Here is a 15,799-nt window from a genome sequence, read left to right as displayed (position 1 = left end):
GGTGCGCTGTGCAGGGGCCGATTGGGGGGTGGGGTCCGTGCTGGGGTGCTGGGACTTTACCCACTGGGGCGACGCGCGGTGGATCTAGCTGGAATCCGACCGCCGCCGCGCGGGCAGGCGCGCCCGCGGCCCCTCCCTCCGCGCCGCGGCGTCACTTGCGCGGGCTCGCCGGCGCGCTCTCCAGCGCGTAGACGACCTTCACCTGCGTGCCGAACGAGACCTCGCCGGCCGACACGGGCGTCCCCATGTCCGCGGAGTACCCGCCGGAGGCGAGCGCGGCGCGGGGGGCGTAGATCGGGCCTTGCTCGACGACCTCGCTGATCGAGACGACGGGGCCGAGCGAGACGCCCTGGAGCCTGGCGAGCGCCCCGGCGCGAGCCCGCGCGTCCGCGATCGCCTTCTCCCGCGCGCGCGCCTCGAGCGGGTCGGTGTCGTCGAGGCCGAACGAGACGCCCCAGACGTTGTTCGCGCCGGCGGCCACGGCGGCGTCGAGCACCGCGCCGACCTGATCGAGGTTGCGGATGACGACCATCACCGTGTTGCTCACCTGATAGACGTGCGTCGGCGGAGGCGGCGCTGCCGGCGCCAGGTCGGCGGGCGGCGGCTTCGGCGCGGGCGGCTGAGGCGCCTTCGGTCCGCGCCCCGCGGGCGCCGCGGGCGCCGTGGCCGGGGCCGCCGGCGCGACCGCCGGGGCGGGCTGCGCGTGGCCCGTGGCCATCCAGGGCGGCACGTCGGGCTGCCGCACGAGCTGGATGGAGTAGTTGCTGGTCTGGATATCCTTCTCGGCCAGGCCGGCGTTCTTGAGCGCGGCGAGGATCTCGGTCATGCGCGCCGCGGCGAGCCTCGTCGCCTCGTGCACCGTCGGCGCCATCACCTCGATGCCCATCTGCGCCCGGGCGACGTCAGGCCTCGCGCTGACGTCGCCGCGGCCGACGACCGTGATGGTGTTGATCTCCGGAGCGGCGGCCACGGGCGGCGTCGCCTGCGCCGCGCACGCGGCGAGCAGCGGTGTGACCGAAAGCATGAGCCCGGCGAGGCACGCCCGGGACAGGGAGCGCTGGTTCTTCATGCCCGTGCAACGCGCGCCGCCCTGGCCGGCTTACAGGGGGGCGCGCGCTTCAGCGCCCGCGCGCCCGCGCGCTCGCCGCCGCGAGCAGACCGACGGGCCGCTTGCCGAGCCGCTCCGGCGGCGCCCGAGGCGGCCGCGTTGCTCCCCCGCGGCAAGTTGTTCCACGCCGCGCCGGGTGCGCTATGGTCGTTCACGTGCTCACAATACCCAGCGATGAAGAGGCCCTCGGAGGTCTGCAGGGTGCCACGATCGCCAGCGACCTCTCGTCAAGCATCGGCTACCGGATCGTGTCGCGCGCCGGGTCCGGGGCGATGTTCGTCTCGTTCTACGCGGTCCGCACCGCGCCCGAAGGCGAGACGCCCGTGGTCGTCAAGATCCTCCGGCCGTCGCTCTTCAGGCAGCTGGGTCCGTCAGCGGCCGTCATCGTGAAGAAAGAGGCGGTGTCCCTCGGCCGCCTCAACGAGCAGGTCCCTCCGACCCCCTTCGTTGTCCGGCTCATCGACACCGGCACGTTCGAGGTCCGCCGCGGCACGAAGGCGCTCAACCTCCCCTGGATCACCATCGAGTACGTGCACGGCGGCGTGCAGGGCGTGACGCTCCGGCAGCGGGTGCAGGGGACCGTCCAGGCCACGGGCCACGCGTTCGATCCGGCGCGCGCGACGCGCGCCATCGAGTGCATCACGAGCGGGCTGTCGGCCGTGCACGACGTCGGCGTCGTCCACCGGCAGCTCACGCCGGAGAGCATCCTCTGCTGCGGCTCCGGCGACGACGAGCTGTTCAAGATCAGCGACTTCGGCATGGCGCGGCCGCGCGGCATCCGCGAGACGATCATGGCCGGCGTCGTCGGCAACGCCGGGGTCGTGCCGCCGGAGATGCTGTCCGCCGATCCGAGCACGATCGGCCCGTGGACCGACATCTTCAACCTCGCGTCCGTCATCTTCTTCCTGCTGACGGGCGAGGAGTACATCGTCGCGGAGTCGCAGGCGCAGGCGCTCATGGCCGCCATGGCGCGCACGCGCCGGAGCATCGTCGAGACGCGGTGGCTCCACCCCGCGCTGCGCGGCAACGAGCAGGCGTGCAAGTCGATCGACTTCGCGCTCCGCTGGGCCTCCACCGGCGAGGCGCAGGAGCGCCTCCAGGAGGCGGTGGCCGTGGCCGCGATGCTCTCGCCGTACCTCCGCCCCGCCTCGCCGATCTCCGCGCTGGAGCAGCGGATCGTGGCGAGCGCGGGGGAACCGCGCGTGCGCGCCGCGGAGGAGGTCGGTCCGATGACCGTCCCGTCCACGCACCTGAAGGCGCCGGTGCAGCTCAAGGGGGAGCTCGGCCAGACGCTGCTGTCGCCGCGAAGCGCCAAGGCCGCCGAGCGCCCGAGCCAGGACCGCCCGATCGAGGCCGAGATCATCAGCGCGCCCCCGCGCGCCTCGCGGGAGCCCGCGCCGCGCCTGTCGGCGGTCGTCGAGCGCTGGACGTGGAGCGTGCTCCACCACCCGAGCCTCGATTCGGTCATCCGGAGCGTGGCCTGGGACGGCTACGGCCGGTGCCTCGCGGCGGGCACGGGGGGGCTGCTCTTTTGGAACGGGACGAGCTGGAGCGAGGCGTCGTCCGGCGGCCTGCCGAGCCCGCAGGGCGTGCGCTTCGTGCACCGGATCGGGCCCGGCCGGTGGCTCATCGGCGGCGACGCCTCGACGCTCGCGGTGTACACGACGGGCGGCGTGACGGGCGTCTTCCAGCTGCCGGGAGAGCCGCAGAGCCACGTCGCGCTGAGCGGCGACCTCGAGGACATGGGCATCCTCGTCTCGACGACGCCGAACGATCCGCGGCCGCTCCTCCACGCGTTCATCGCCAAGCGCTGGCTGCGGCCGATGCCGGCCGACGGCGTCGCGCTGCTCGCCGCGGTCGCGCGCGTCGAGGACGAGCGGTGGCTGGTCGTCGGCCGGTCGACCCAGGGCGAGGGGCTTGTCGCGCTCTACGCGCCGCTCGACTGGCACCTGGAGCGCATCCCGGCGCCGCCGGCGCGGGCGTTCGTCGCGTGCGCCGGGCGGCCCGATCTCGGCGTGGGCATCGCCGTCGGCGCGGAGGGCAGCGTCGTCTGGCGGTACGGGCAGAGCGTCTTCACGGAGATCATCGAGCCGCGGCGCGCCCTGTCGGCCGCGACGATCGACGCGGAGGGGCGCGCCTGGGCGGGCAGCGCGGGGCGCGTCTGGGTGCGGCGCGGCGGCATCCCGCCCATGGCCGGGGTGTGGGAGTGCGTCTGGGAGAACGACGCCTGGGTCGGCCCGGTGGTGTCGCTGTTCGTCGACGGCGAGGTGGTCGTCGCCATCACCGCGGACGGCGGGATCATCGAGGGCCGCGTCACCGGCTGACGAGCCCGGCGAGCCGCCGCGGCTACAGGGCGGCCGCCGGCGCGCGGTACCTGCCCACGACGATCGTGATGTCGTCGTCCGGGCTCGGGCACCAGCCGTCGACCTCCCGCAGGATCCGGTCGCGGATGTCGTCGACCGGCGCGTCCTGGGCGGCCTCGACGGTGGCGCAGAGCCGCGAGAGCCCGAACTGCTCCCGGTGCGCGTTGCGCGCCTCCGTCACCCCGTCGCTGTAGAGCACGAGCAGGTCGCCGTCCTCGAGGAGGAGCTCGGCGTCTTTGGTCATCGCGTCGATGGACGGCAGGACGCCGACCCACACGCCGGAGCTCGGGACGCACTCGCTCCTCCGCGTCCTCGCGCGGCACACGATGATGTCGTCGTGCGCGCCAGCGAACGTCACCCGCCCGCCGCGCTCGTAGCGCAGCAGCAGCAGGGTCGCGTGCTCGTCGCGCTTCAGCCGGTCGCGGATGTTGTCGTAGATCGCCCGGTTGAGCGCCGAGACGACCTCGCCCGGGCGGGCGCCCGGATCCCTGCGCGTCATGGCCGCGACCATGCTCTGGATCATCAACATGACGAGGCCCGCCACGAGCCCGTGCCCCGCGACGTCGCCGATCCCGAGCCACCCGCCGTCCCGCGTGGGGAGCACGTCGTAGTAGTCGCCGCCGACCTCCGCGGCCGGCCGCATCATCGCGGAGAGCTCGAGCCCCTCCACATGCAGGTGCGACGGGACGAGCGAGGTCTGGATGTGCTTCGCGACGAGGGTCTCCTGGTGGACCCTCTCCTGCTCCAGCCGCTCGCGTACCTCCACGTGCCGGACGATCTCCCGGTGCATCGACACCGCCTTCATCGCAGAGCCGATCTGGAGGCGCGCCGCGTCGTAGACCATCTCGTTCGCGCCGCTGTTGACGAGCGCGATGCCGTAGTGCTCCGTCTCGCCGAACGTGAGCGGCATCGCGACGACGCTCCAGCGCTCCGACGAGCTCAGGAATCCGGGCGGCGCGAGACACGAGGACGCGAAGCTCGCGGGCGGCGGCTCCACCTCGCGGCTGTTCTCCATCAGGAAGAGCGACTGCAGGGTGGCGCGCTGGGGGTCGTCGAAGAGCGATATGGCGACGTGCGTGAGATCCAGCTTCGGCAGCTCCGCCGCGAGCGTGCGCCGGAGCGTGGGCATGCCCAGGCAGGTCGAGAAGAACATGCCGGTCCAGCTGAGGTTGACCGACGCGCGCTCCAGGTACAGCCGCTTCTCGCCCTCGGCGCGGGCGGAGGCGTGGCTGATGAGGATGCGGCACGTGTGCCAGAGCCGCTCGAGGCGGTCCTCGGAGGCGCCGCCGGGCGCCCGGCCGATCTTCGCGCGGAGCAGCGTGATCGCGCCCTGGAACTGGTCGAGGGCGACGCCCTCGCGCGCCGCCGCGTCGAGGACGTCCTGGAGCGCCGTCACGAAGCGGTCCTCCCGCCCCGCCAGCTCCTCCTCGAGCGCCGACAGCAGCGCTCGGGGCCAGGCCTCGCGCGACGCCGCCGGGACGGTCACGCACCGCGCGAGCGCGCGCTCCAGCGGCTCCTGCTGCGCGGCGAGGGAGGGCGGCTCGCGGCGCGGAGGCGCCCCGGTCGCGCGCGGGAGGGCAGCGTAGTAGCCGCAGCCGCACGACTCGCGCCGCGTGAGCTCGACGGGGAGGAGGCTGCACTCCGGCACGCGCTCGCCGCGGAGCTGGCGCACGACCGTCTCGACGGCGAGCGCCCCGAGCTCCTTGATCGGATGGCGGACGGTCGTCAGCGACGGCCTGGTGACGCGCGAGACGGCGACGTCGTCGAACCCGCACACGAGGACGTCGCCAGGGACGTCGATGCCGTGCGCCTTCAGCGTGTCCATCGCGCCGAGGGCCATGTTGTCGTTGCCGGCGACGACGGCATCGAACTCGACCCTGCGCCCGAGGAGCTCGCGCATCGCGCGGCGGCCGCCGTCGATCAGAAAATCGCCGTACACGAAGAGGCGCTCGTCGCAGGGGAGCGCGCGCGCCTCGAGGGCCCTCCGGTACGCCACGGCGCGCAGCTTCGCCTCCTCGTTGTTGGCCGGCCCGCTGATGTAGGCGACGCGCTTGCACGCGTGGTCGTCGAGCACGTGCGCGACCGCCGCCTCCCCCCCGACCGCGTTGTCGACGATGACGCTCGGGACGCCGTCCAGCGCGAGCCCCACGCTGCACACGGGCAAGGGCGCGAGCGATCGGCAGAACTCGTGCGCTCCGTTGGGGCCGACGTGGTTCGTGAGCGCCGACGACATGATCACCGCCCCATCGACCGTCGTCGCGCCGATGAGCGAATAGATCCCGCCCCGGGCGTCCAGCGTGTAGCCCTGGCGGGCGCGCGTCTCGCCGAAGGCCACGATGAGGTTGACGTCGTGCGCCTCGGCCGCGCGCTCGACCCCGAAGCGCGCCTCGGACTGGTACTCGCCGCAGAGGTAGTCGGTCAGGAGGGCGATCGTGTGGCGCTTCGCCGCCATGATCTATCGCTCCTCGTTCACTTGTCGTGGATGGAGACGAGGCCGGGGGACATGCGCTCCAGGGCCGCCAGGCTCCGCCGCTGCCACCCGAGCCTCGCGTCGGTGACGAACCGGATCTTGCACTTGGGGCCCTGGTCGGTGACGCCGGAGATGAAGGCGATGAACGCCTTCAGGCAGCTCGAGTTCAGGAAGTACAGGGCGCGGATGTCGAACTCGACGGCTGCGAGCGAGAGGCGCCGGACCTCGTGCAGGACCTCCTTGCAATAGGCGCCGAGCGGCGCGGCCGCCGCCATGTCGCCCGTCCCGGTGAGCTTGATACTCAGGTGATCGCCGAGCAGCGCCGGCTCGATGCCGAAGCTGTCCGTGGTGATGCGATCAACCCTTAGGCTGTCCATTCATCCTCCACCGCTCGAGCGGCGCGTGCGCGATGATCGTGAGCTCGTTGCCCTCGATCTTGTAGTCGACGTCGAGCCCTCCCTCGGCGCGGACGCGCGCGAGGCCCAGGCCGGAGACGCCCTCGACCATCGCTGTCTCCGTGATGAGGTCGTCGTAGTGCTTCAGCGGGTCGCTCGCGGTCTTCAGGTCGAGCAGCCGCTTCTCGACCTCTCGCAGCCGCTCCGGCGACGCCTCGTTGCGCGCGCGGATCTTCATGATGTGCGACGTCTCGTCCTCCTCCAGCGCGAGCTCGAGGCTGACGCGAGGGCCGGTGGAGTATTTGGTGATGTTCTCGGCGAGCTCGTGCGCGGCCATGTAGAACCGCGAGCTCACATTCGCGTCGTCCAGCACCGCGCCGCAGAAGCTGGACACCAGCCGCAGCACCGCCGTCGCCAGGCGCTCGCTCGGAAAGAAGGTGATGCAGAGGAATAGCGAGGCGCTCTGCGTCGGTTCGGGGGATGACACAATCTGTTATATTACGCCGCCCTCGCGCAGGATCCAACCACTAGTTCCGCGGGCGGCGCGGCTTTTCTCGTGATTCTCGTGAGAGCGCGAGGGCGAGCGCGGAACAGAGAGGGCGCCCGGAGCGAGCTCCGCCTCCGCCTCCGCCTCCGCCATTGAGATTCCGATGTGATGCGGTTCTCACCTCGGAATGTGATGTGCTTCGCAGTTCGCGCGGCGGCGCCCTTTGCTTCAGGGTATAACGCGTTGCGCTATTCTCGGCGGAGTGGCATGCTCGTTGAACATGCTCGTTGAACATGCTCGTTGATGACGAACGTGGCGTCCATCGGTGTCCAGGTGTGTCCATGGATCCGGTGCGGCCACCGCGCGCCTCGCGCACATACGCCTTCACCTGAGGGAAGGAGCCCGCCGGGCGACCCTGCAAGGAGGGGGAGGCGGGGAGCGAGAGACGGCAAGAGCGAGAGATCCATTTTTTTTCTTCCTTCCCGCCTCCCCGCCTCCCTGTGAAAATTCTCCGGGTTTCAACGTAATCGGTATTCTAAAATACCGATCACGTTGTATCGAGCGAGAGATAAACCGCCAAGCGCGCCAAGGACGCCAAGAACAAACCACCGTCTTGGCGCGCTTGGCGGTTCAAATTCCTGTTCTCTTCTGGGGTTTCAACCCGTTTGTCGCTCTAGCGCGTGGACCTGGCCGGCACCTTTGCGAACAGCGGGCCGAGGCCTTCCGCCATCGTCGGGTGCGTCAGGACGGCATCTCGCAGTCCTGTGTAGGGCATGCCGGCCAGCATCGCCGTCTGCACCACGGCGACCCGACGGCCGTTCGGCCCCCGGCCGGGGCCATGTCCCAGGCCACGTGTTTTCCGCCGGCGCCGCTGCCGAGAATGAGGATGTCGAACTGTTCGGGAGACATGAGGTCCTCCTGGCTTTCGGGGTCATTGGAGCTGGCCAGGCCGCGGTGACGAGTCGGCGCGCGCGCCGAGGACGAACCGGTCGACGGCGCTCGCGAACCCCTCGTCGTCGTTCGACGTGGTGACGTGGCGCGCGCAGCGTTGCACGTCGGGGCTGGCGTTCCCCATCGCGATGCTCAGCCCCGCCAGGCCGAACATGAGCACGTCGTTCGGCATGTCACCGATGCAGGCGACCTGCGAGAGCGGGACGTCGAGCGCGCGCGACAGCCATCGCAGCGCCGCCGCCTTGTTCGCGTCGGGGTGCGTCACGTCGAGGTAGTAAGGCTGCGATCGCGCCGCGGACACCTGGGCTCCGAGGCGTTGACGCAGCTCGCCCTCGCAGCGCGCCACGAGGGCGAGGTCGTCGCTGACGCCGACGATCTTGACGGCGTTCGCGAGGACGCCGCCGAGATCGTCGATGACGATGGGCGCGAACTGCACGGTCTGCTCCTCGTGCGTGACGTGCGGCGCGTCGCGGCGGCGGATGAACCAATCGCTGCCACGGTAGACCCAGACGTCCAGGCCGGCGTTCGCGAGCGCCGTCGCGACCTCCTCGGCGACGGTGGCCGGCAGGCAGCGTTGCTCGAGCACCGTGGCGAGATCGGGCGTCACGAACATGCCGCCGTTGAACGCGATGATGGGCGTCGTCAGCGCGAGCGGTCCGTTCAGCATCGCCATCCCGCGCGGCGGGCGACCGCTGATGATGGCGAACACGACACCGGCCAAGCGCAACCGCTCGACCGACGCGCGGGCGCGATCGGTGAGGCGCTTGTCGGAGGTGACGAGGGTGCCGTCGACGTCGGTGAGGAGCAGCTTGATTGCAGGTGACGAGTCCATTGTCTCTCGACTCCCGTGGCGGGCCGACGCGGCCCGGGCGCGCCCTCGACCGCGAGGGGGCCCCAGAGCCCGCCCGGAGGCCCCGTCGTCCGACGCTCGATGGCGCGACGCTCATGCCCCGCGGGTAGCAGCGGCTAGCAGCGGCCGTTCCATGACCAGGGCGCCCTCGGTATCGTCGAGCTCGCGCGGGCTCCTCGGGAGGAGGCGGCGACCGAGCGCGGCTCCGGGACGGATCGACGAACCCGAAGCGCCTACCCCGCGAGCTGCCCGTCGCCCGCCCGGAGCTTCGCGAAGCGCGGGCGCCAGGCCCGGCTCTCGGCGAGCAGCGGCGCGGTGCGCGCGAGGAGCAGCGCCAGATCCTCGGGGCGGCCGGCGTCGAGCAGGGCGCGCGCCCGCCAGTAGAGGAGCTCGACCCGCTGGTCGGCGCTGAGCCCGCCGCCCAGCTCGCCGGGCGGCTCCCCCTCCTCGCGGGCCGTCGCCCGCGTGCGCGCGCTCTCCATGCCGGACCTCGGGTCCTTCACGGCGAGCTGCATGACGCCGAGGAGGGCCTGGGCGTACGGCGGCAGATCCGCGATCGCCCCCTGCGCCCTGAGCCACCGGAGCTGCCGGCTCGCGTCCGCGTGCTCGTCGCGCATCGCGTGGATCCGCGCGAGCAGGAGCGCGCTCCTGTAGGCCGGCCTGTCCTTGAGCTGCTCGTCGAGCGAGCGCGCCTGCCGCACCAGGGGCAGCGCCTCGTCCTCGTGCCCCCAGAGGTAGAGCAGCTCCGCGAGCTTGATCGTCGCGTCGCGCTCCGCCAGGGCGCTCGCCTCCTCGCGGGCCAGCTGGACCGCGCGCCGGAGGTCCGCCATCGCGCGATCCGGGGCGTCGAGCGCCGGCCAGAGCTCCGCGCGGCGGACGAGCGCCGCGCAGAGGTGGCCCCGGTCGCCGCGCTCCTCGCAGCTGCGCACGGCGTCGTCGAAGCGCCGCTCCGCCTCCTCGAGCTGGCCGGACCGCGCGAGCACGCAGGCCAGCAGCGTGAGCCCGGTCACGTGCGTGTCGTGATCGGCCTCGCGGACGCGCTCCACGCCGTGCGTGAGCCGCTCGAGGGCGTCGTCCAGGTTGCCCTTGCGGAACGCCGCGCGGCCGGCCGCGACCTCGAAGCGCGCGGCGAGCGCGGCGAGCGCGGCGTCGGCGCGGCCCTCGCGGGCGTCGAGCAGCGGGATCACCTCCTCGACGCGCGCCGCCGACTCCTCCCAGGCGCCCGCCCAGTCGAGCGCGGTCGCCTCCTCGAGCAGCGCCTCCGCGATCATCCGCGGGTCCTTCATCGTCCGGGCCAGCGCCCCCGCGGAGCGGAGATCGTCGAGCGCCTCGCCGGTGCGCAGGACGCGGTAGCGCACGCGCGCGCGGCCGAGGAGCGCGAGGTACCGCTGGCGCTGATCGTCGCCGTCGGCCCAGAGGAGCGCGGACGCGTAGTGGCTCTCCGCCACGGCGTTGTTGTGCCGGTCGCGCTGGAGATCGCCGAGGAGCAGGTACGCGTGCGCCGCGCGCGCGCGCGCCCCGGCGGCCGCGGCGTGGCGCGCGATCGGCTCGAGCAGCTCCGGCGCCCTCGGCCGGGCCTCGGCCCTGAGCTCCCAGACGGCGAGCGCGTGCCGGTGCATCGCCGCGCGCCGGTCCTCCGGGAGCAGCGCGTAGATGGCCTCCTGCAAGAGCGCGCTCCGGAAGGCGTAGCTGGCGCCGCCGCAGAGGGCGCCCTCGCCGTGCGCGGCGCCGTGCGCGCCACGGGGGACGAGGAGCCCCCGCGCCACCAGCGCGCGGAGCGCGCTCGGTACGTCGACGCGCGCGTGCAGGGCGCTCGGGACGTCGACGTGGTCGGCGCTCGCCGCCGCCGCGTCCTCGCGCTCGAGCGCGCGTTGCACGCTCGCCGCCACGTCCTCCGAGAGCTCGAAGCCGAGCACCGCGCAGAGCCTCGCGCACGCGCCGAGCTCCGGCGGGAGCGCCTCCAGCTGCCCCGCGGCGAACCACTGCCACGCGGGCGACGGCGGGAGCCTCTCCAGCTCGGCGGTCGCGAGCTGGTGGCCGCTCGATCTCGCCCGCAGCCGCACGAGGCCCGCGCGCTTGATCGCCCGGGTGAGCTCGACGAGGGCGCGGGGGTTGTAGCCGGCCCACGCGCAGATGCGCCGGAGCGTCGCGCTCGGCGGAGGCTCCGCTGGACGGAGGAGCTCCGCGCAGAGCAGGAGCCCCGCGGCGTCGTCGAGCGGCGGGAGCGCGACGTGATCGCGCGCGTGGCCGCGGGCGCTCAGCGCGTGGCGCCGCGGCGCCGGCGAGCAGCGCGCCGGGGCGCCGGCGAGCAGCACCCAGAGCGAGACCGACGCCTCGCGCCGCGTCGCGAGGTCGAGCGCGTCGAGCGTGGCGCCGTCGGCGAGGTGCGCGTCGTCGACGATCACGACGACGGGCCGATCCGTCGCCCTCCGGCGGAGCCCCTCGGCGAGGGCCCGGATCACGCTCCCGCGGCGCGGCGGCGGCCGGCCTGCGGAGCCGCCCGGCCAGCCGAGGATCGCGGCCACGGCGGGCCACACCTCGCCGCCGAGCGGCTCTCCGAGCCGCTCGACGCAGAACGCGCGCGGGTCGCCGGGCGCCGCGAGGGCGCCGTCGCTCGCGCCGAGCACCTCGGCGAGCAAGGCGGCCGCGGTCCGGCCGTGGCCGCCCTCGGGGCGTGCGCCGAGCTCCGGCGCGGCGCGCAGCGAGATCACGAGCGCGCCGGGGTGCGCGCGCCGGCTGCTCTCGGCGATCGCCTCGGCGAGGCGCGACTTGCCGGCGCCGCGCTCGCCGATCAGCGCGCAGAGGCCGGGCCCGAGGCCCGCGAGCGCGCGCTCGCGGCTCTCCTCGGCGGCGCTCAGGGCGTCGCCGCGCCCGACGAGCGGCGGCGCGGCGCGCGCGGCGTCACGATGGCCCGAGGGCGGCGGCGCGTCCGGGGCGAAGAAGTAGCGGCCGTCCTCGCTCGCCGCGGCGACGTCGAACCCGGCATGGGCGGTGACGAGCTCGGCGCTGAGCGCGATGCCGCGCCACGGATCCGAGGGGAGCCACGACTCGGGCCGCTCCACGGCGATGCCGGCGGCGTGGACGCCCTCGGCGTCGCGGCGGAGCTTCAGCGGCGCGATGTGGATCGCGAGGGGCGCGCCGACCGAAGCGACGATCTCCCGCCCCGCGAGGAGCGCGCGCTCCGCGGCCGCCTCTTTCGGGCCGGGGAAGATCGCGACGAAGCGGTAGCCGCGCTGCCGCGCGAGGTGCCCGTCGTGGCGGGCCACGGCGGCGCGGACCTCGGCCTCGGCGCCGCGGGCCTCCAGGGCGAGCACCACCGTGTCGTGCCGGTCCGTGGAGCCGGTGGCGGCGTCGTCTCCTGCGGTCGCCGCGGCGCCGGCGGCCCCGCCGGTCAGGGCGAGCGCCTCGGCGCCCGCCGACGCGAGCGCGGCCCGCAGGCCCGCGGCGTCGGCCGGGCGGCGCGCGCGCTCCTTGGCGAGGCAGGCGAGGACGAGGGCCTCGATGGACGGCGGGACCGGGGCGATCTCGCTCGGCCTGGGGGGGAGCCGGCCGAGGTGCCCCTGCGCGACGTCCGCGGGATCGCCCGCGAACGGAGGGCGCAGCGTGAGCAGCTCGAAGAGGAGCGCGCCGAAGGCGTAGAGATCCGCGCGCGCGTCGAGCGGCTCGCCCCGGAGCCGCTCGGGCGACGCGACCTCGGGCGCCCCGAGCATGGCGCCCAGCGTGGTGAGCGCGCTGTCCGCCGGGTGGCAGACGACGCCGCGCTCGCGCTGCGTGAGGCCGAAGTCGAGGAGCCGCACGCCGCCGTCGGGCTCGAGGAAGACGTTCTCGGGCGCGAGATCCAGGTGGACCAGGCCGCGCTCGTGCACCACCTGGAGGCAGCCCAGCACGCCGAGCGCGACGTCGAGGGCGGAGCGCAGGTCGGGCGCGGCGGGCAGGCCCTCGAGGTGGGCCGCCAGCGTCTCGCCGCGGAGCCGCTCCATCGCGATGTACGCGCGGCCGTCCTCGAGCACGCCGTTCTGGAGCAGGCGAGGCGAGGCCGGGGGACCGAGCTGCTCGAGCGCCCACGCCTCGCTGCGGAACCGCTCGCGCGCGAGCAGCGAGTGGGCCCTGCTGATCTTGAGCACGGCGGGAGCGCCGTCCTCCGCCCGCGTCGCGGCCCAGAGGACCGAGAAGGCGCCCGCCGCGAGCGGCGAGCCGACGAGGAAGCCCGCGACGGACGGCGGCGTCTCTGCGTCGAGATCGACCGGCGCTGGGCGGGACGGCGCCGTGGCTCCGTCCGTCGGGCAGGAGGTGAGCACTGCGAGTCGGCGATGGCAGGAAGGGCAACGCAGCAAGAAGACCTCGGATGACCTCGGGTGGGGCCCGGCGCGATCCGTGACCGATATTACCGGTATGCGGGTTGTCACGAGCAGGAAAACCGCATTGCGCGACACTGCCTTATGCCCATGGCAAAAGTGGGTGCTCGGTTTGCTCGGTCTGCTCGGTCACCCGCGACATCGTGGGTGCCGTGTCGACACCGGAGGACATCGGCGGCGTCCCTCGCGCCGCGCGGGAGGGACGGCGGCTGTTGTCCTCCGAGCAGCCGGGCGAGCGAGCGGCAGGGGTGAACCTCCGTCGAACACCCACCTTCGGAGAGGCCGAGTCGGGTCTTCGCGTGACTGTCGCGCGCGGACGTCGGCGGGGCTCGGCTGAGCCGCGCCGGTCCGCGAGCCGTGGTGTATGCTGTTCCGAGCGGTCGGAGGGCTGGATGATCCATCGACAGACGGGCGAGATCGAGCTCACATCCGGGCTTCGCATCGGGCCCTCGTACTCGGAAGCGCAGTTCTTGTCGTCGCCGCTCGCGCGGATGGCCAACGCCCTGAGCCAGGCGCAGCCGTGGAGCGGATACCGGACGTCGCGCCAGCGCATCGGCTTCCGGACCTTCCGCATCACGCTGCACTTCTGCAGCGGCAAGATCGCGTGGGTCGAGCTGTTCGAGGTGGGCGCCGAGTCGAAGGCGTTCTGGAACGACTGGTCCGAGAAGGAGGAGGCGGAGCGCAAGGCCAGCCACGACGCCTGGCTGGCGTCGATCCTCGGCGCGCCGCCGTACGAGTATTCCTGGGGAAAGATCACCTCCCAGTACGACCCGCGGGGCGGTTACAGCAGCATCGTCGTGCGCTTCGGCTAGCGCGCCGGGGCGCCGGGGCTCGATGCCGTCGCTGGTGCGCGGGCCGGCGCTGCCCTCGGCGTGGGATCCGGGGCGTTACAGCGCTCGCCGGTAGCGGATCTCCGGGAGGCTGCCGGCGCCGACCCGCGCCCACCGCCGCGCGCGGTCGCGGCTGAAGCCGGAGAGCTCGTAGAAGCGGCGCGCGCGGGTGTTCCCCTCGAGGACCCAGATCGTCATGGTCCTGTGGCGGCGCCGGGCCAGGTCGGCCTGCGCCGTGTCGAGCAGCGCGGCGCCGAGCCCGCGCCCCCACGCGGCGGGCAGGAGGTAGATCGTGTAGAGCTCGCCGACGTCGTCCGGGTCGTCGTCGTCGTCGCGCGTCGGCCCGGCGCTCGCGAAGCCGAGCCCGGCGTCCTCGGCGCAGAGCACCCAGGTCCGCGTCCCGGTCGCGGCGTCGCGGTTCAGGATGTGCCGCCAGCTCAGCTCGCGCGCCGGCACGGAGAGGGCGTTGAGATCGGCCGCCGGCACAAGGCCCAGATAGGCCGCCTGCCAGGAGTCGACCTCGATGCGCGCGATGACGGCCGCGTCGGCCGGCCGCGCCCGGCGGATGACCGCCCCCGTGATCCGCTCTGACATGATGTCTCGCACCGAGGTTTGGTGTCTCGCACCGAGGTTGGCTTTCGCCGCGGCGCCCCGCCAGGGCGCCGCCCGGCGCGCTCGCCCGCCGGAGGCGCGATCAAGCGGTCCCTGACGCCGCATTCATCATGATGCTCCATCCCTCGCCCGCGAGGGGCCCCTAAGGTCCTTTTGTGCGCGGTGACGCTGCCGAGCGCTGCAAACGGAACCGAAGGAGGGAACCATGCTGTGCAAGGAGATCATGAAGCAAGACATCCAGAGCGTCCTGGCCGATGACACCATCCAGACGGCCGCGCGCAAGATGCGCGACGCGAACATCGGCTTCCTTCCTGTCTGCGACAGCGCCGGGAGGGTGCTCGGGGCGCTGACGGACCGCGACCTCGCCATCCGGGTGCTGGCCCACAGCCGGCCGCTGAGCACGAAGGCGGGCGACGTCATGACGCGCGGGGTGGTCGCGTGCCGGCCCGACGACGACGTGCAGCGCGCGGAGCAGCTGATGGGGCAGCACCATAAGTCGCGCGTCCTGTGCACCGAGGCGGACGGCCGCCTGGTCGGCATCATCAGCCTGTCGGACATCGCGCAGAGCGAGGACGACAGGCACACCGCGCAGACCGTCCGCCGCGTGACCGAGCGGGAGGCGGTGCAGCACGAGAGCACGCGGTAGCTCGCCGGGCAGATCGCCTGAGCGTCGCGGCGGCGCGCGGCGCCTTCACCCCGGCGCTCCGCCGCCGATCGCGCCTATCGCCTCGGCCGTGAGCAGGCGCGTCCTCCGGCCCGACGCGAGCGTGAGGTGCTGTCCCCAGCTGGTCTGGTGCGGCATGTCCCCCTCGACGAGCTCGCTCGCCCGGATCTCGAAGCCCGCCGCGCGGTAGGCGGGGCGCAGCGTGTCATCGACCCACGCGTCCGAGAGCTCAGGGAGCCCGAGCCGCGCCGCGTAGGGCCGGTCGTCGAAGACGCTCTGGTTGAGCAGCGCGATGAGCTCCCCGCCCGGTCGGACGAGCCGGCGCAGCGCCTCGAGCACCGGCGCCTCGGGCAGCACGAGGGCCGAGAGCAGCGAGGCCCAGGGGAAATTGACGGTGAGGGTGTGGGCGAGCCCGGTGAGCTCCTCGGGCAGCGCTTGCACGGACGCCACGACGAAGAGCGCGTTCGGCCGGCCGCCCCGGGCGACCTTGCGGCTGGCGCGCCACGACACCTCGCGCATCCGCTCCCCCGCGGGGTCGATGCCGATGCAGTACGTATCGGCGTGGGCGCCGGCCGAGCGGTACACGAAGCGGCCGTCGCCCGTGCCGACGTCGATGAGGACGCGCGCGTGGCCGGCGAGCTTCGCCTCGAGGTCCGCGCGCGTCCACGTGACGGACGTCTTCCCGAGCTGCACGATCATCGTCGCCTCGAGCGC

General features: G+C 73.5%; 11 protein-coding genes and 1 pseudogene. 3 read left to right on the top strand and 9 right to left on the bottom strand.

Going from position 1 to position 15,799, the window contains the following annotated elements:
- Window positions 1-151 precede the first annotated feature (151 nt).
- On the bottom strand, window positions 152-1,069 hold the full coding sequence (locus tag ACSRUE_RS36815) for an SIMPL domain-containing protein (protein ID WP_441287653.1): 918 nt from the start codon (window positions 1,067-1,069) through the stop codon (window positions 152-154).
- A gap of 194 nt (window positions 1,070-1,263) precedes the next feature.
- Here ACSRUE_RS36815 and ACSRUE_RS36810 point away from each other — a divergent pair, with 194 nt between their 5' ends.
- The gene (locus ACSRUE_RS36810) at window positions 1,264-3,432 is read left to right on the top strand and encodes a serine/threonine protein kinase (RefSeq protein WP_441287652.1); all 2,169 of its coding nucleotides are present in this window, start codon (window positions 1,264-1,266) and stop codon (window positions 3,430-3,432) included.
- 22 nt (window positions 3,433-3,454) lie between these two features.
- Here the strand turns inward: ACSRUE_RS36810 and ACSRUE_RS36805 are convergent, their stop codons facing one another.
- From ACSRUE_RS36805 to ACSRUE_RS36780, 6 genes and pseudogenes are all read right to left on the bottom strand, one after another.
- On the bottom strand, window positions 3,455-5,923 hold the full coding sequence (locus ACSRUE_RS36805; RefSeq protein WP_441287651.1) for a SpoIIE family protein phosphatase: 2,469 nt from the start codon (window positions 5,921-5,923) through the stop codon (window positions 3,455-3,457).
- 17 nt (window positions 5,924-5,940) lie between these two features.
- The gene (locus ACSRUE_RS36800) at window positions 5,941-6,318 is read right to left on the bottom strand and encodes a hypothetical protein (RefSeq protein WP_437768802.1); all 378 of its coding nucleotides are present in this window, start codon (window positions 6,316-6,318) and stop codon (window positions 5,941-5,943) included.
- Complete coding sequence (locus tag ACSRUE_RS36795) at window positions 6,299-6,823, bottom strand: hypothetical protein (RefSeq protein WP_437745763.1); 525 nt, start codon at window positions 6,821-6,823, stop codon at window positions 6,299-6,301. The genes ACSRUE_RS36800 and ACSRUE_RS36795 overlap by 20 nt, the downstream gene beginning before the upstream one ends.
- 673 nt (window positions 6,824-7,496) lie before the next feature.
- Window positions 7,497-7,640, bottom strand: a pseudogene (locus ACSRUE_RS36790) (mercuric reductase); the annotation flags it as partial.
- 114 nt (window positions 7,641-7,754) lie between these two features.
- Complete coding sequence (locus ACSRUE_RS36785; protein WP_441287650.1) at window positions 7,755-8,606, bottom strand: Cof-type HAD-IIB family hydrolase; 852 nt, start codon at window positions 8,604-8,606, stop codon at window positions 7,755-7,757.
- Window positions 8,607-8,857: 251 nt separating this feature from the next.
- A complete protein-coding gene (locus ACSRUE_RS36780; protein ID WP_441287649.1) occupies window positions 8,858-12,922 on the bottom strand; it encodes a serine/threonine-protein kinase in 4,065 nt (1,354 codons plus the stop codon).
- A gap of 449 nt (window positions 12,923-13,371) precedes the next feature.
- On the opposite strand from ACSRUE_RS36780, the gene ACSRUE_RS36775 reads away from it, so the two are divergent.
- A complete protein-coding gene (locus tag ACSRUE_RS36775; protein ID WP_437768798.1) occupies window positions 13,372-13,791 on the top strand; it encodes a hypothetical protein in 420 nt (139 codons plus the stop codon).
- A 75-nt stretch (window positions 13,792-13,866) separates the two neighbouring features.
- Here ACSRUE_RS36775 and ACSRUE_RS36770 read toward each other — a convergent pair whose 3' ends face one another.
- Complete coding sequence (locus ACSRUE_RS36770) at window positions 13,867-14,403, bottom strand: N-acetyltransferase family protein (RefSeq protein WP_441287648.1); 537 nt, start codon at window positions 14,401-14,403, stop codon at window positions 13,867-13,869.
- Between the two features lie 223 nt (window positions 14,404-14,626).
- Here ACSRUE_RS36770 and ACSRUE_RS36765 point away from each other — a divergent pair, with 223 nt between their 5' ends.
- Window positions 14,627-15,067 (top strand): CBS domain-containing protein, encoded by a 441-nt coding sequence (locus ACSRUE_RS36765; RefSeq protein WP_441287647.1) that lies wholly within the window; start codon window positions 14,627-14,629, stop codon window positions 15,065-15,067.
- 45 nt (window positions 15,068-15,112) lie between these two features.
- Here the strand turns inward: ACSRUE_RS36765 and ACSRUE_RS36760 are convergent, their stop codons facing one another.
- Window positions 15,113-15,784: a class I SAM-dependent methyltransferase gene (locus tag ACSRUE_RS36760; RefSeq protein WP_441287646.1), complete on the bottom strand. Its 672-nt coding sequence runs from the start codon at window positions 15,782-15,784 to the stop codon at window positions 15,113-15,115.
- Window positions 15,785-15,799 lie beyond the last annotated feature (15 nt).

The sequence above is a fragment of the Sorangium sp. KYC3313 genome, from assembly GCF_052075895.1.
GTDB classification, from domain to species: Bacteria; Myxococcota_A; Polyangia; order Polyangiales; family Polyangiaceae; genus Sorangium; species Sorangium cellulosum_B.
Note: the sequence above shows the minus strand (reverse complement) of the source record. Positions and strands in the feature narration are given on the sequence as shown.

Excerpts from the sequence above, each read along its gene's own strand:
- ACSRUE_RS36800 (WP_437768802.1), bottom strand. The coding sequence starts at position 6,318 with ATGGACAGCCTAAGGGTTGATCGCATCACCACGGACAGCTTCGGCATC.
- ACSRUE_RS36815 (WP_441287653.1), bottom strand. The coding sequence starts at position 1,069 with ATGAAGAACCAGCGCTCCCTGTCCCGGGCGTGCCTCGCCGGGCTCATG.
- ACSRUE_RS36770 (WP_441287648.1), bottom strand. The coding sequence starts at position 14,403 with ATGTCAGAGCGGATCACGGGGGCGGTCATCCGCCGGGCGCGGCCGGCC.
- ACSRUE_RS36775 (WP_437768798.1), top strand. The coding sequence starts at position 13,372 with ATGATCCATCGACAGACGGGCGAGATCGAGCTCACATCCGGGCTTCGC.
- ACSRUE_RS36760 (WP_441287646.1), bottom strand. The coding sequence starts at position 15,784 with ATGATCGTGCAGCTCGGGAAGACGTCCGTCACGTGGACGCGCGCGGAC.
- ACSRUE_RS36785 (WP_441287650.1), bottom strand. The coding sequence starts at position 8,606 with ATGGACTCGTCACCTGCAATCAAGCTGCTCCTCACCGACGTCGACGGC.
- ACSRUE_RS36805 (WP_441287651.1), bottom strand. The coding sequence starts at position 5,923 with ATGGCGGCGAAGCGCCACACGATCGCCCTCCTGACCGACTACCTCTGC.
- ACSRUE_RS36765 (WP_441287647.1), top strand. The coding sequence starts at position 14,627 with ATGCTGTGCAAGGAGATCATGAAGCAAGACATCCAGAGCGTCCTGGCC.